The organism is Nonomuraea sp. NPDC003214 (genome assembly GCF_053590035.1).
On sequence record NZ_JBSFSX010000002.1, the window covers coordinates 200,280 to 213,212 of the forward strand.

Sequence of the window (12,933 nt, forward strand, 5' to 3'; positions counted from 1 at the left end):
CTTTCGAGCGCGTAAGGGGTTTCTACGTCAGACTCGTGAGCTGGAACCCCGAGCCGTAACTGGGGGAGCAGAAACTTTCATGAACAAGCGGGAACTCGTCGACGCCATCGCGGATCGCGTCGGCGACAGGAAGACGGCGACAGAGGCCGTCAACGCGGTCATCGACGCCGTCCAGAAGGCAGTGGCCAACGGCGACAAGGTCTCGATCACGGGCTTCGGCGCCTTCGAGATGGTGCACAAGCCGGCCAGGACGGCCAGGAACCCTTCGACCGGCGCCGAGATCAAGGTGGCGGAGAGCTGGGCGCCCAAGTTCCGCCCCGGTTCGGACTTCAAGGATCTGGTGAACGAGGGCGGCAAGAAGGCCGCAAAGAAGAAGTAGGCACCACAGCGGCGAAAGGCCCGGGCTCCCCTTGCGGGGGTCCGGGCCTTTTCACGGCAGCGGGAAGGTCGACAGCGTGATGTAGCTGATCTCGCCGCCGGACACCGTGAAGTTGACCCGCTGGCCGGTGCGCAACAGCAGCAGCGGCCCGGCGTCGAAGGCACGGGCGGGGAAGGCCAGCACGGTCCCGTCGTCGAGGAAGACCGAGCCGGACCGGGTGGCCTCGTCGAAGCTGCGCACCGTCCCCTGCATGCTTCCCAGCCTAGACCTGGTCACCGCCGTCGGGCCACAGCTCGGCCACCACCGCCGCCGTGTGGGCGCCCAGGCCGAGCGTCATGGCGGCGCGCAGGTCGTCCGGCGTGTCGACGTCGCGCCGGAGCGAGTCGATGCCCTCGGGGGTCAGCTCCTTGGCCCCGCCCGCCAGGTGCTTGGCCCGTGACTCGCCGCCGAACCGGGGCCGGAAGGGCCTGCCGGGCCGTACGCCGTAGAAGGTGGTGCCGACGTCGAGCGCGTCGGGCACGAACGCCTGGTCGAACTCGGCGGCGGCCCCCAGCGCGATCGCCAGCTCCGCCGGGCGCAGCGCCGGCAGGTCGGCCTGGAGCGCTCCGACGGGGTCGCCGGGCGCCAGCCGCACCGCGTGCGCCGCGCCGGTGCGCAGCGCCGTGTTGAGCCCCCGGTCCGGGTCGTGCACCACGTCGGCGCCGAGCCCGGCCAGCGGCCCCGCGGCGGCCGGGTCGGCCGTCACCACGATTACCCTGGCGACCGCCGGGCAGGCGAGAGCGGCAGTGACGGTGTCGCAGGCGACCGCGACGGCCAGCCGCGTGCGGTGCGGGCCCGTGGCGGCGGCCAGCCGGGTCTTCGCCGCTACCAGGGTCTTCACCGGAATGACCAGCGACCAGCGGATGCTCATAGGCTTAAGCATCGCGCCTCGACATCCCTGGCGGCCAACCGGGAGACTTGTGCGCATACCAGAGGTGTTGGAGGAGACCATGAGCCGCGTCACGCGACCGTCGCGTTTCTGGGAAACCCTGGCCGTCGTGATCGTGAAACCGCTCTCGTGGCTCCTGGTCAAGAAAGACTGGCGCCGCGGCGACCGGCTCCCGCGCACGGGAGGCGTGATCATCGTGGCCAATCACCTGTCGTGGGCCGATCCGGTGCTGCTGTCGCACTTCCTCTACAACAACGGCCGCTGGCCGATCATCCTGGCGAAGGCGGCGCTGTTCAAGGTGCCGCTGCTGGGCCACGCGGTGCGCTCGCTGCGCGCCATCCCCGTCTACCGGGGCAGCGCCGACGCCGCCAGGTCGCTGCGGGAGTCGGAGCAGCGGCTCAGGGACGGCGGCGCGATCCTGTTCTACCCCGAGGGCACCTGCACCCGCGATCCTCGCCTGTGGCCGATGGTGGGCAAGACCGGCGCCGCCCGGCTGGCCCTGGAGAGCGGCGTCCAGGTGATCCCCATCGCCCACTGGGGCGCCCACGAGCTGCTGCCCTACGGCCAGAAGCGGCCCAGGCTCTTCCCCCGCAAGACGTTCCGCGTGCTGGTCGGCCCCCCGGTCGACCTGTCGCGCTACGCCGGCCGGCCGCCGCACGCCGACGTGCTGCGCGAGGCCACGGCCGACATCATGGCCGCGCTCACCGCCCAGCTCGCCGAGCTGCGCGGCGAGAAGGCACCCGAGACTCCCTACGACCCCGCCGGACGGTGACGAGATGACCAAGGCCGCCGTGTTCGGCACCGGCTCCTGGGGGACCACGTTCGCGATGATCCTCGCCGAGGCCGGCAACAAGACCGTCCTGTACGGGCGCCGCCCCGAGGTGGTCGAGGCGATCGACCGCACCCACATGAACGCCGACTACCTGCCCGGCGTCGCGCTGCCCACCTCGCTGCGCGCCACCACCGATGTCGCCGAGGCGCTCGACGGGGCCGACTTCGTGGTGCTGGCCGTGCCCTCGCAGACGCTGCGGGCCAACCTGACCGCCTGGCGCGAGCACATCCCGCGTGACGCGGTGCTGGTCAGCCTCATGAAGGGCATCGAGCTCGGCACCACCAAGCGGATGAGCGAGGTGATCCGCGAGGTCGCCGGGGTGCCGCCGGAGCGGGTGGCGGTCGTCTCCGGGCCCAACCTGGCCAAGGAGATCGCCCAGCGCCAGCCCGCTGCCGCCGTGGTCGCCTGCGCCGACGAGGGCGTCGCCGACCGGCTGCAGAAGGCGTGCCACCTGCCGCCGTGGTTCCGCCCCTACACCAACACCGACGTGGTGGGCGTGGAGCTCGGCGGCGCCGTCAAGAACGTGATCGCGCTGGCCGTCGGCGTGGCCGCGGGCATGGGCATGGGCGACAACGTGGGCGCGCTGCTGATGACCCGGGGCCTGGCCGAGATCTCCCGCCTCGGCGCCGCGCTCGGCGCCGACCCGCACACGTTCGCCGGGCTGGCCGGCATGGGAGACCTGGTCGCCACCTGCACCTCGTCGCTGTCACGCAACCGCACCTTCGGCGAGAACCTGGGGCGCGGCATGACGCTGGAGGAGGTCGTCGCCGCCACCCGGCAGACCGCCGAGGGCGTCAAGTCCTGCGAGTCGGTGCTGGAGCTGGCCAGGAAACACGACGTGGAGATGCCGATCACCGAAGTCGTCGTCGGCGTCGTCCACGACGGCATGTCGCCTGCGGAGGCGGGGATGCTGCTCATGTCGCGCTCACCCAAACCCGAGCGTTACGGCGTCTGATGTCCCGAAACACGCGTGCTTGACTCGCTGTGGGCGGAGCGCGCCGGTAGATTCGGACCTCATGAGCAAGCCACGCGTCGCCGTCGTTTTCGGAGGTCGCAATTCCGAGCATGCCGTGTCCCTGATGGGGGCGGGCAGCGTGCTGGAGGCGATCGACAGGAGCAAGTACGAGGTGATCCCCATCGGGATCGCCCAGGACGGCAGGTGGGTGCTGGCCTCGGCCGATCAGCGCTTCCAGATCGAGGAAGGCGAGCTGCCCGCCGTCGAGACCACCGGCGCGGCGCTCGCGCTGCCCTCGGGCGGCAGCTCCCTCGTGGCCTACGACCCGGGCAGCATCCCGGTCGAGCTGGGCTCGGTCGACGTGGTGTTCCCCGTCATGCACGGGCCGTTCGCCGAGGACGGCACCATCCAGGGGCTGCTGGAGATGGCCGGGGTCCGCTACGTCGGCTCCGGCGTGCTGGCCAGCGCGGTCGGCATGGACAAGGGCTACATGAAGACGGTCCTGGCCGCCGCCGGGCTGCCGATCGGCCGCTACGTGGTGGTCCGCGACCGTGACTGGCGGCTCGACCGCGACCGGGTGGTGAAGGAGGCCGAGGAGCAGCTCGGCTGGCCGGTGTTCGTCAAGCCGGCCAGGGCCGGGTCCTCGCAGGGCATCTCCAAGGCGCATGACCGGGCCGAGCTGGAGCGGGCCGTGGAGTTCGCCAGGCAGCACGATCCCAAGGTCCTCATCGAGGAGGCCATGACCGGGCGCGAGGTCGAGTGCGCGGTGCTGGAGTCGCTCGGCGACGACCCGCCCGCCGCGTCGGCGCCCGGCGAGGTCAGGGTCGAGGGCGGCCAGGAGTTCTTCGACTTCGAGGCCAAGTACTACCCCGACCAGATGTCGCTCACCGTGCCCGCCGACATCCCGGCCGAGGCGGCCGAGGAGCTGCGCGCGATGGCGGTGCGCGCGTTCGAGGCGCTGGAGTGCGAGGGGCTGGCGCGGGTGGACTTCTTCTACACGCCCGACGGGCGGCTGGTGCTCAACGAGATCAACACCATGCCGGGCTTCACCGCGCTGTCGGTGGCGCCGCAGCTCTGGGCCGCCTCCGGGCTGCCCTACCCGGCGCTGGTCGACCGGCTCGTGCAGCTCGCGCTCAACCGGTCACCGGGGCTGCGCTGACACCTGGCCGATCGGGCCCGACAGCTCGGCGAGCACCTCGGGGGCCACGTGCGAGCCGCCGACCGTGACCTCCACGTAGAGCGGGGCGGCGACGGCGGTGAACAGGGTGGGCCGTTCGGGATCGGCGAACCAGCCCACCCCGTTGATCTCCTGGAGCTGGTCGGTGGGCGCCATCCTGGCCGGCCTGGGCACGCCGCAGCGCAGCGCGACCGTGCCCGGCCCCCACACCGCGACGTACGGGGAGGCGGGCGTGGACTCCGTGCGCCCGTCGGCCCCGATCTTGGCGGGCAGCAGGCCGGCCAGCCGGTCGCAGGCCGCCACCGCCTCACCCTCGGGCTTGGGCGGTTCGACCTGGACGGCGCCACCGCATCCGGCCAGTGCGAGCAGGACAAGCAGGACGGGGGCCGTACGCATGGAAAGATCTACCTCAGATATGGACGATCGGACACGTAAGGGTACGCGTGATGCCCTCCACGGCCTGAACTTGGGCCACGACGAGCTTGCCCAGCTCGTCGACGTTGCGAGCCTCGGCGCGCACGATCACGTCGTAGGGGCCCGTCACGTCTTCCGCCTGAGTCACCCCGGTGATGCCGGAGATCTCGTGGGCCACCGCCGCCGCCTTGCCGACCTCGGTCTGAATAAGGATGTAGGCCTGCACCATTACGTCCTCCCAGGCGATTGGATCACGCCGAAGGGCCACCGTACCCTGTGAGCGTCAGGAGGTGCGTCATCACAGTCGGTGAACTCGGCGAGTTCGGAGTTGTGGCCCGCATCGCCGCGCGCCTGCCTCAGGGCGCCGCGGTGCTGCTGGGGCCGGGCGACGACGCCGCGATGGTCGGCGCGCCGGACGGGCGCGTCGTGGTCTCTACGGATCTGCTGATCGAGGGTAGGCACTTCCGCCGCCATTGGTCCAGCGGCTACGACGTCGGCCGCAAGGCCGCGGCCCAGAACCTGGCCGACGTGGCCGCCATGGGCGCGGTGCCCACCTCCATCGTGGTCGGGCTCGGGATGCCCGCCGACCTGCCCCTCACCTGGCTCGACGGCCTCACCGACGGCTTCCGCGAGGAGTGCGCCCTGGTGGGGGCCAGTGTGGCCGGGGGCGACGTCACCCGCTGCGACCTGGTCGTCATCGGGGTGACGGCGCTGGGCGACCTCCAGGGTCGCGCGCCGGTGACCCGCGCCGCCGCCCGGCCCGGGCACGTGGTGGCCGTGGCGGGGCGCCTGGGCTATTCGGCGGCCGGGCTGGCCCTGCTGGAGGCGGGCCGCGCCACCGGCGGCGAGCAGGCCGAACGGGAGCCGCGCTGGGGCGACGTGGTGGCCGGTCACCGGCGGCCCAGCCCGCCCTACGCGTGCGGGCCGGAGGCGGCTCGGCTGGGCGCGAGCGCCATGCTGGACGTGAGCGACGGGCTGCTGCAGGACCTGGGCCACGTGGCCGTGGCCAGCGGGGTGCGCGTCGAGCTGGACCCGGGGGCGCTCCCGGTGGCGGAGCCGGTGGCCGCGGCGGCCAAGGAGCTGGGCGCCGATCCGCTCGACTGGGTGCTCACCGGCGGCGAGGACCACGCCCTGGCCGCCACGTTCCCTCCTGACGTGCGGCTTCCCGCCTCCTGGCAGGTCGTGGGGCGGGTGGTCGAGGGGGAGGGCGTCGGGGTCACGGGGCGTGAGACCGGGCCCGGCGGATGGGATCACTTTAGGTGACCAACTAGCCCGATTTGCGTAGTATTTTCCGGATTTCCGGCGTGACTGCGGGGAATGTTGGGACAAAGGCGTAGTAAAGGTGTTATGAAGATTGGCGGCCAACTGTAACCGGCAGAGAGGGCTGTCATGGGCCGCCACGGCACCGGTGGATCCGAAGATGGGGACGAACGGGGGGAAACCAGCGCCTTCTGGGGTTCGCACGACGAGCAGCCCGAGTCCTTCTGGGGCTCGGAGGGCAAGCCGTCCGAGCCAGGCTGGCCGTCACTGCCCGACCAGGTCGAGGTGACGGGCCAGTGGTCACCCATGCCCCAGCGGGACGACGCCCCGTCCTCAGCCGTGCCGCAGTCCGACCCGTTCGAGGTCACCGGCGCCTTCGCCGCGTCGCCCCGGCCGGAGCCCGGACGCCCGGTCCCGCCGGCTGACCAGCCCTTCGAGGTCACGGGCGCCTTCGCCCGCCCGGCCTCCTGGGACGACGTCCCCGAGGCCGCCGCGCAGCCGCCGTCCCGGCCCAGCGTCTTCGACCCGGCCCCGCACGACAGCACGGCCGTCTTCGGCCCGCCGTCGGACCCCTTCGGCCAGGCCAAGCAGCCGAACCCGTTCGAGCCGGACCCTCCGCTGAACCCGCAGGTCCCGGTCCCCAATCCGTTCGACCAGGGGCCGCAGACGGGGTCGTTCGAGCCCGTGGGCGGCGACCACCCGAACCCGTACGCCCGGCCCGGCGGGTTCGCCGGCGGGGAGGCGTTCGACGAGGGCCCGGCGGAGCGGACCGGCGCGTTCAATCCCTTCCCTGACGACCGTACGGCGAGGTTCGACCCGCCCGTCACCGCAGGCCCGCCCGAGCCGGGCGACGTCAAGGTGGCAGGCGAGCCGACGATGGCCGCGCCCACCCCCGCGTGGGCCGAGGCCGAGAGCGGCTTCCTCGGCTCCGGCTGGTCGTCGGACGGCGAGCAGCCCGCCGAGCCGGAGCCCAGCTCGCGCCGTGGCCGCCGCAAGCCGCCCAAGGACCCGTACGACGCCCCGTCCGGCGGCAGGGGCAAGCTGGCCCTGCTCTCCGTGGCGGCCGTCGCCATCGTGCTCGGCGGCACCGTGGCGGGCGTCAAGCTGATGAGCTCCGGCGGCGCGGCCGACTGCCCCGGCGGCGCCTGCGCAGCCGTCCAGGCGAGCAACCAGCCGGGCCCGGCCGTGTCCGAGCCCCCGGCCGAGGACACCGAGCCCGTGGCGGACCCCGCCGAGGAGCCGGTGGAGGACGAGCCGACGGAGAAGGAGAGCGAGGCGGCCGACCCGCCGGCGCCGAAGGCCACGAACGCCCCGGTCCAGCCGCGCCGCACCCCGTCGCCGACCCCCAAGCCGACCAAGACCAAGTCCAAGCAGGCCCAGGAGCCTGTGGAGGAGCCGGTCGACGAGATCATCGAGGAGATCCCGACCGAGACGCCCAGCGAGGAGACGTCCCCGCTGGGTGACGCCGACGGCCGGCCCAGGCAGGACAGCACCACCCAGCCGGCCCCGACGGCCACCACCCAGCTCGCGGCCGGCGGCTCCTCCGTGCGGGTCGACTTCGACGTGGTCAAGCAGGGCCTCACCGGCTACACCGCCGCCGTGAACGTCCGCAACTCCTCCGCCGGCCCGCTGACCGCCCTCACGCTGTCGCTGCCCGTACGGGGCCGCGTCACGGATGTCGACGGCGCCACCTGGACGCAGGACGGGAACCTGCTGATCGTGGACCTGCCGGCGACGATCGCGTCCGGCGACTCCAGCGAGATCACCGTCAAGGCCCTCGGCAAGGCGGGCCAGCCGCGTAGCTGCGGCATGGTCGGCGGGGAGTGTTCCGTCAGCTAAGTGGTTGGATGGGGGATATGACGGTTTCGACTCCCCCACGCGTGCTGACCGTCGCCGGATCCGACTCCGGCGGCGGTGCGGGCATCCAGGCCGATCTGAAGACCATGCTGGCCCAGGGCGTGCACGGCATGAGCGTGATCGCCGCGGTCACCGCGCAGAACTCCATCGGCGTCCAGGGCTACTGGGAGCTGCCTCCCGAGGCGGTGCGGGCGCAGCTCGACTCGGTGCTCGGCGACATCGGCGCCCAGGCCGTCAAGACCGGCATGCTGGCCTCGCCCGCCCTGGTCGAGCTGGTCGCGGAGAAGCTGGCCGGCTACCCCGCGCCGCTCGTCGTCGACCCGGTCGGCGTGTCCAAGCACGGCGACTCCCTGCTCGCCCCCGAGGCCGTCGAGACGCTCAGGACGCGCCTGCTGCCGGTCGCCACCGTCGTCACCCCCAACCTGTGGGAGGTGGAACAGCTCACCAGCGTCAAGGTCGAGGACGAGGACGACCTGCGCCGGGCCGCCGACGCCATCCTGGAGCTCGGGCCCACCTGGGTGCTGGTCAAGGGCGGCCACCTGCCCGGCCGGCCCGTCGACCTCCTCACCGACGGCGCGGCCGAGCACCGCTTCACCGCCGAACGCCACGACAACCGCCACACCCACGGCACCGGCTGCACGCTCGCCTCCGCCATCGCCTCCCACCTGGCCCTGGGCGAGGACGTGCCGGGCGCCGTCGCCAAGGCCAAGGCGTACGTGACGGGCGCCATCGCCCACGGCTTCCCCCTGGGCGCGGGCATCGGCCCGGTCGACCACGCCTGGCAGCAGCGCACCCAGCGATGACCGAGCCCGTACGGCGGGCCTGTGGCGTCCAGCGGCCTTCGCCGTTCGGCGGGCCTTGCCGCTCGGTGGGCACGACGAAGGCCCGCCGCTCGGGTGAGCGGCGGGCCTTCGTCAGAGCGTGGGTTAGCGGGTGACCTTGCCCGCCTTGATGCACGAGGTGCACACGTTCATCTTCTTCGGCGTGCCGCCGACGACCGCGCGAACCGTCTGGATGTTGGGGTTCCAACGACGGCGGGTGCGGCGGTGAGAGTGGGACACGTTGTTGCCGAAGGTCGGCCCCTTGCGGCAGACATCGCAGACGGAAGCCACGGTATCGCTCCTTAAAACAGTCGATGTAGCCCGGTCCGCTGATGTTCGTCGGGCGGAGGGCATGCCGGGACAACCGGCCAGCCAGACGAGAATATCCGATCCGCACCACCACGGCGAACTCGATCACCACTGGACGACGCCGGACACGGCGATATTCTCCTCGATTAACGGTAGCGCACGCGGGGAGGCCGGAGCGCGCACATGGAGGATCTCGACCCGCCCGCGGTGCGACGCTGGGCCCGGCTGGCCGCGGACGCGCTCGGCAGGGCCAGGGGCGAGCTCGACGCGCTCAACGTGTTCCCGGTGGCCGACGGCGACACCGGCACGAACCTGCACCTGACGATGCTGTCGGCGGCCGAGGCGGTCGAGTCGCTGCCCGACGACGTGGGCGCCGAGGTCGTGTGGCAGACGCTCTCCTACGGGGCGCTGGTCGGGGCGCGCGGCAATTCCGGGGTCATCGTCAGCCAGGCGCTGCGCGGGCTGGCCGAGGTGCTGAAGGACGGCTCCGACCTGCGTGCCGGGCTGGCCAGGGCCGCCGCGCTCGCCAGGCAGAGCGTCGCCAGGCCCGTCGACGGCACGGTGCTGAGCGTGCTGGCCGCCGCCGCGCAGGCCGTACAGGACCTGCGGAGCGGGCCCGGCGAGGTCGCGCGCCGCGCCGCCGAGGCCGCCCGCGCGGCGCTGCGCCGTACCCCCGACCAGCTCGACGTGCTGGCCCGCAGCGGCGTCGTCGACGCGGGCGGCGCCGGGCTGGCGATCGTGCTGGAGACGCTCGCCGCGGTGATCACCGGCGTCCACCGGGAGCGCTACGAGGTGCCCGGACCGACCGCCCGGGTGTCGCCGATGACCGAGGTGGGCGCGGGCTACGAGGTCATGTACCTGCTCGACGCCGACGACGAGGCCGTCGCCCGGCTGCGTACGGAGCTCGACGCCATGGGCGAGTCGCTCGTCGTGGTCGGCGGCGAGGGGCTGTGGAACGTCCACGTGCACGTCGGCGAGGCGGGCCCGGCGGTCGAGGCCGGGCTGCGGGCCGGCCGCCCCCACCGCATCAGGATCACCTACCTGGCCGAGCGCACCCACCGGGCCGGACCCGGCCGGGGCGTGGTGGCCGTCGCCGCGGGCGACGGGATCGCGGCGCTGTTCGAGGAGTGCGGCGCGGTCGTCGTCCGGCGCGAGCCCGGCGGCAGGCCGGCCCTGCCCGCCATGCTCGCCGCCATCCGGCAGGCCGGGGACGAGGTCGTCGTGCTCCCGAACGACGAGGCTGCCGGAGCCGTCGCCTCCGCCGCCGCCGAGATCGCCCGCGAGGACGGCGTCGCGGTGAGCGTGCTGCCGACCAGGGCGACCGTGCAGGGCCTGGCCGCGCTCGCCGTGCACGACCCGCTGCGGCGCTTCGACGACGACGTGGTCGCCATGACCGACGCCGCCGGCCACACCCGCCACGGCCACCTCGCGCTGGCCGACCAGGAGGCCGTCACCAGCGCCGGCCTGTGCCGCCCCGGCGACGTGCTCGGGCTGATCGACGGCGACGTGGCCGTGATCGGCGACACGCTCGACGGCGTCGCCACGCTCGTCGTGGACCGGATGGTGGCAGGCGGCGGCGAGCTGGTAACCCTCGTCACGGGCGCCCGCGCCCCGGCCCTGCTCGCCGACCACGTGGCCGGGCATCTCTCGCGCGTACGGCCCGACGTCGACCTCGTCGTCTACCAGGGGGAGCAGGACGGCTACCCGCTGCTCATCGGCGTCGAGTGATTCCTGTCGGCCGCAAGCGGTAGAACTAGGTGGCGTGAGCCGTTTCGACGAGCCTCTGACGAAGGCGCTCGACCCGAAGACCGCCAAGCTGCTGCACACCGTGCTCGGCCTGGAGACGGTCGGCGACCTGCTGCGCCACTACCCCCGGCGCTATGCCGAGCGCGGCGAGCTGACCTCGCTCGACGCCCTGGAGGTCGACGAGCACGTGACCGTGGTGGGCGAGGTCACCCGGCTGATGCGCAAGCCGATGCGCAACCGCGGCGGCACCTGGCTGGAGGTCGAGGTCGTCGACGGCAGCGGCAGCAAGATCTACCTGTCGTTCTTCGGCAAGGGCTCCCACGTGGCCGAGTCGCGGCTCAAACCGGGCAGGCGCGGCATGTTCGCCGGCAAGGTGGGGCTGTTCGGGGCGCGGGGCAAACCGCGCTGGCAGCTCGCCCACCCCGAGTTCGAGCTGTTCGAGGAGGGCGAGGCGAGCGCCGAGGACTTCGCGGCGGCGCCGGTGCCCATCTACCCGGCGGGCAAGGACCTCACCCCGTGGGCGATCCGGCGGGCCATCGGCATGATGCTCGACACGCTCGGCCCGCTCGACGACCCGCTGCCCGCCGACCTGCGCGCCCGCCACGCGCTGCCGGGCCTCGACGACGCGCTGACGGCGATCCACCGGCCGAAGGACTTCGGTGACGTGCAGCGGGCCCGCAAGCGGCTGAAGTTCGACGAGGCGTTCCTGCTCCAGGCCGTGCTGCTGCAGCGCAGGCAGGCGGCCACCGCGTGGCCGGCCAAGCCGCGCCCGCGCCGCGACGGCGGCCTGCTGGCCGACTTCGACGCGCGGCTGCCGTTCTCGCTCACCGAGGGGCAGGCGGCCGTCGGCGAGGAGATCGCCGCCGACCTGGCGCTGGAGCACCCCATGCACCGGCTGCTCCAGGGCGAGGTCGGCGCCGGCAAGACCGTCGTCGCGCTGCGCGCCATGCTCCAGGTCGTCGACGCGGGCGGCCAGGCCGTGCTGCTCGCCCCGACCGAGGTGCTCGCCCAGCAGCACCACCGCTCCATCAGCGGCATGCTGGGCGACCTGGCGCAGGGCGGCATGTTCGGCGGCACCGCCGTCACCCTGCTCACCGGCTCGATGGGAGCCGCCGCCCGGCGCGCGGCCCTGCTCGACGCCGCCTCCGGCACCGCCGGGATCGTCGTCGGCACCCACGCCCTGCTCCAGGAGCACGTCCAGTTCGCCGACCTCGGCCTCGTGGTCGTCGACGAGCAGCACCGCTTCGGCGTCGAGCAGCGCGACGCGCTCCGCGAGAAGGCCGGCGACGCCCGGCCCCACGTCCTCGTCATGACCGCCACCCCCATCCCGCGCACGGTCGCCATGACCGTCTTCGGCGACCTGGAAGTCTCCACGCTCTCCCAGCTCCCCTCCGGGCGGGCGCCCATCACCACCCACGTCGTCCCCGCCGCCGAGAAGCCCCACTACCTCGAACGCACCTGGGCCCGGGTCCGCGAAGAGGTCGCCCTCGGCCGGCAGGCGTACATCGTCTGCCCCCGCATCGGCGACCTGGAGGGCGACGAGGGCGACCTGGCCCCCACCGCCTCCGACTCCAACTCCGGCTCCGCCTCCGCCGACGAGGAGCGCCGGCCGCCGCTGGCCGTCCTGGAGGTGGCCGAGATGCTGTCCGAAGGGCCCTTCCACGACCTGCGCGTGGCCGTCCTCCACGGCAAGCTGCCGCCCGAGGAGAAGGACGCCATCATGCGGTCGTTCAGCCGGGGCGAGATCGACATCCTGGTGGCGACCACGGTGATCGAGGTCGGCGTCGACGTGCCCAACTCGTCCGTGATGATCATCATGGACGCCGACCGGTTCGGCGTCTCCCAGCTCCACCAGCTCCGCGGGCGCGTCGGGCGGGGCGGGCTGCCCGGGCTGTGCCTGCTGGTGTCCGACTTCCCGGAGAACACCCCCGCCCGCGCCCGCCTCGACGCCGTCGCCGCGACCCTCGACGGGTTCGAGCTCTCGCGCGTCGACCTGGAACAGCGCCGCGAGGGCGACGTCCTCGGCGCCGCCCAGTCGGGCAAACGGTCGTCGCTCAAGATGCTGCAGCTGCTGCGCGACGAGGACGTCATCGCCACCGCCCGCGACGAGGCCGCCGCCCTCCTCGCCGCCGACCCCGCCCTCACCACCCACCCCGGCCTCCGCGCCGAGATCGACCGCCTCCTGGCCGACGAACGCGCCGAATACCTGGAAAAGACCTAACCCCGCCGAGGGGGCGTACGGCGCGGGCGGGGGC

At 73.2% G+C, this 12,933-nt stretch carries 14 protein-coding genes; 9 read left to right on the forward strand and 5 right to left on the reverse strand.

Features of this window, described 5'->3' with window-relative positions:
* Positions 1 to 79: 79 nt before the first annotated feature.
* Positions 80 to 379, forward strand: a complete 300-nt coding sequence (locus ACWDXC_RS05865; RefSeq protein WP_219507033.1) for an HU family DNA-binding protein — start codon at positions 80 to 82, stop codon at positions 377 to 379.
* 51 nt (positions 380 to 430) lie between these two features.
* On the opposite strand, the gene ACWDXC_RS05870 is transcribed toward ACWDXC_RS05865, so the two are convergent.
* Positions 431 to 631 carry a hypothetical protein gene (locus tag ACWDXC_RS05870; protein WP_449978484.1) on the reverse strand — a complete coding sequence of 67 codons (201 nt, stop codon included), beginning with the start codon at positions 629 to 631 and terminating at the stop codon, positions 431 to 433.
* 10 nt (positions 632 to 641) lie between these two features.
* Positions 642 to 1,289 (reverse strand): 2-phospho-L-lactate guanylyltransferase, encoded by a 648-nt coding sequence (gene cofC, locus ACWDXC_RS05875; RefSeq protein WP_449978487.1) that lies wholly within the window; start codon positions 1,287 to 1,289, stop codon positions 642 to 644.
* A gap of 79 nt (positions 1,290 to 1,368) precedes the next feature.
* Here cofC and ACWDXC_RS05880 point away from each other — a divergent pair, with 79 nt between their 5' ends.
* The 3 genes from ACWDXC_RS05880 to ACWDXC_RS05890 all read left to right on the forward strand — a co-directional run bounded on the left by ACWDXC_RS05880 (position 1,369) and on the right by ACWDXC_RS05890 (position 4,253).
* Positions 1,369 to 2,079 carry a lysophospholipid acyltransferase family protein gene (locus ACWDXC_RS05880; RefSeq protein ID WP_449978490.1) on the forward strand — a complete coding sequence of 237 codons (711 nt, stop codon included), beginning with the start codon at positions 1,369 to 1,371 and terminating at the stop codon, positions 2,077 to 2,079.
* Between the two features lie 4 nt (positions 2,080 to 2,083).
* Complete coding sequence (locus ACWDXC_RS05885; RefSeq protein WP_449978493.1) at positions 2,084 to 3,094, forward strand: NAD(P)H-dependent glycerol-3-phosphate dehydrogenase; 1,011 nt, start codon at positions 2,084 to 2,086, stop codon at positions 3,092 to 3,094.
* A gap of 61 nt (positions 3,095 to 3,155) precedes the next feature.
* Positions 3,156 to 4,253 (forward strand): D-alanine--D-alanine ligase family protein, encoded by a 1,098-nt coding sequence (locus ACWDXC_RS05890; RefSeq protein WP_219507024.1) that lies wholly within the window; start codon positions 3,156 to 3,158, stop codon positions 4,251 to 4,253.
* Here ACWDXC_RS05890 and ACWDXC_RS05895 read toward each other — a convergent pair.
* Both ACWDXC_RS05895 and ACWDXC_RS05900 read right to left on the reverse strand, forming a co-directional pair.
* On the reverse strand, positions 4,236 to 4,667 hold the full coding sequence (locus ACWDXC_RS05895) for a DUF3515 family protein (protein WP_219507022.1): 432 nt from the start codon (positions 4,665 to 4,667) through the stop codon (positions 4,236 to 4,238). The genes ACWDXC_RS05890 and ACWDXC_RS05895 overlap by 18 nt on opposite strands.
* A 13-nt stretch (positions 4,668 to 4,680) precedes the next feature.
* Complete coding sequence (locus tag ACWDXC_RS05900; RefSeq protein ID WP_449978498.1) at positions 4,681 to 4,914, reverse strand: Lrp/AsnC family transcriptional regulator; 234 nt, start codon at positions 4,912 to 4,914, stop codon at positions 4,681 to 4,683.
* 68 nt (positions 4,915 to 4,982) lie between these two features.
* Between ACWDXC_RS05900 and ACWDXC_RS05905 the strand changes: the two genes are divergently transcribed.
* The 3 genes from ACWDXC_RS05905 (at position 4,983) to thiD (ending at position 8,605) form a co-directional block, all read left to right on the forward strand.
* Positions 4,983 to 5,948 carry a thiamine-phosphate kinase gene (locus tag ACWDXC_RS05905; protein ID WP_449979799.1) on the forward strand — a complete coding sequence of 322 codons (966 nt, stop codon included), beginning with the start codon at positions 4,983 to 4,985 and terminating at the stop codon, positions 5,946 to 5,948.
* Between the two features lie 126 nt (positions 5,949 to 6,074).
* On the forward strand, positions 6,075 to 7,784 hold the full coding sequence (locus ACWDXC_RS05910; RefSeq protein ID WP_449978501.1) for a hypothetical protein: 1,710 nt from the start codon (positions 6,075 to 6,077) through the stop codon (positions 7,782 to 7,784).
* An 8-nt stretch (positions 7,785 to 7,792) separates the two neighbouring features.
* A complete protein-coding gene (gene thiD, locus ACWDXC_RS05915) occupies positions 7,793 to 8,605 on the forward strand; it encodes a bifunctional hydroxymethylpyrimidine kinase/phosphomethylpyrimidine kinase (protein WP_357586928.1) in 813 nt (270 codons plus the stop codon).
* 123 nt (positions 8,606 to 8,728) lie between these two features.
* Here the strand turns inward: thiD and rpmB are convergent, their stop codons facing one another.
* On the reverse strand, positions 8,729 to 8,914 hold the full coding sequence (gene rpmB, locus ACWDXC_RS05920) for a 50S ribosomal protein L28 (protein ID WP_183656410.1): 186 nt from the start codon (positions 8,912 to 8,914) through the stop codon (positions 8,729 to 8,731).
* 201 nt (positions 8,915 to 9,115) lie between these two features.
* Here rpmB and ACWDXC_RS05925 point away from each other — a divergent pair, with 201 nt between their 5' ends.
* Both ACWDXC_RS05925 and recG read left to right on the forward strand, forming a co-directional pair.
* A complete protein-coding gene (locus tag ACWDXC_RS05925) occupies positions 9,116 to 10,660 on the forward strand; it encodes a DAK2 domain-containing protein (protein ID WP_449978505.1) in 1,545 nt (514 codons plus the stop codon).
* Between the two features lie 34 nt (positions 10,661 to 10,694).
* Positions 10,695 to 12,899: an ATP-dependent DNA helicase RecG gene (recG, locus tag ACWDXC_RS05930; protein WP_449978508.1), complete on the forward strand. Its 2,205-nt coding sequence runs from the start codon at positions 10,695 to 10,697 to the stop codon at positions 12,897 to 12,899.
* Positions 12,900 to 12,933: the final 34 nt, after the last annotated feature.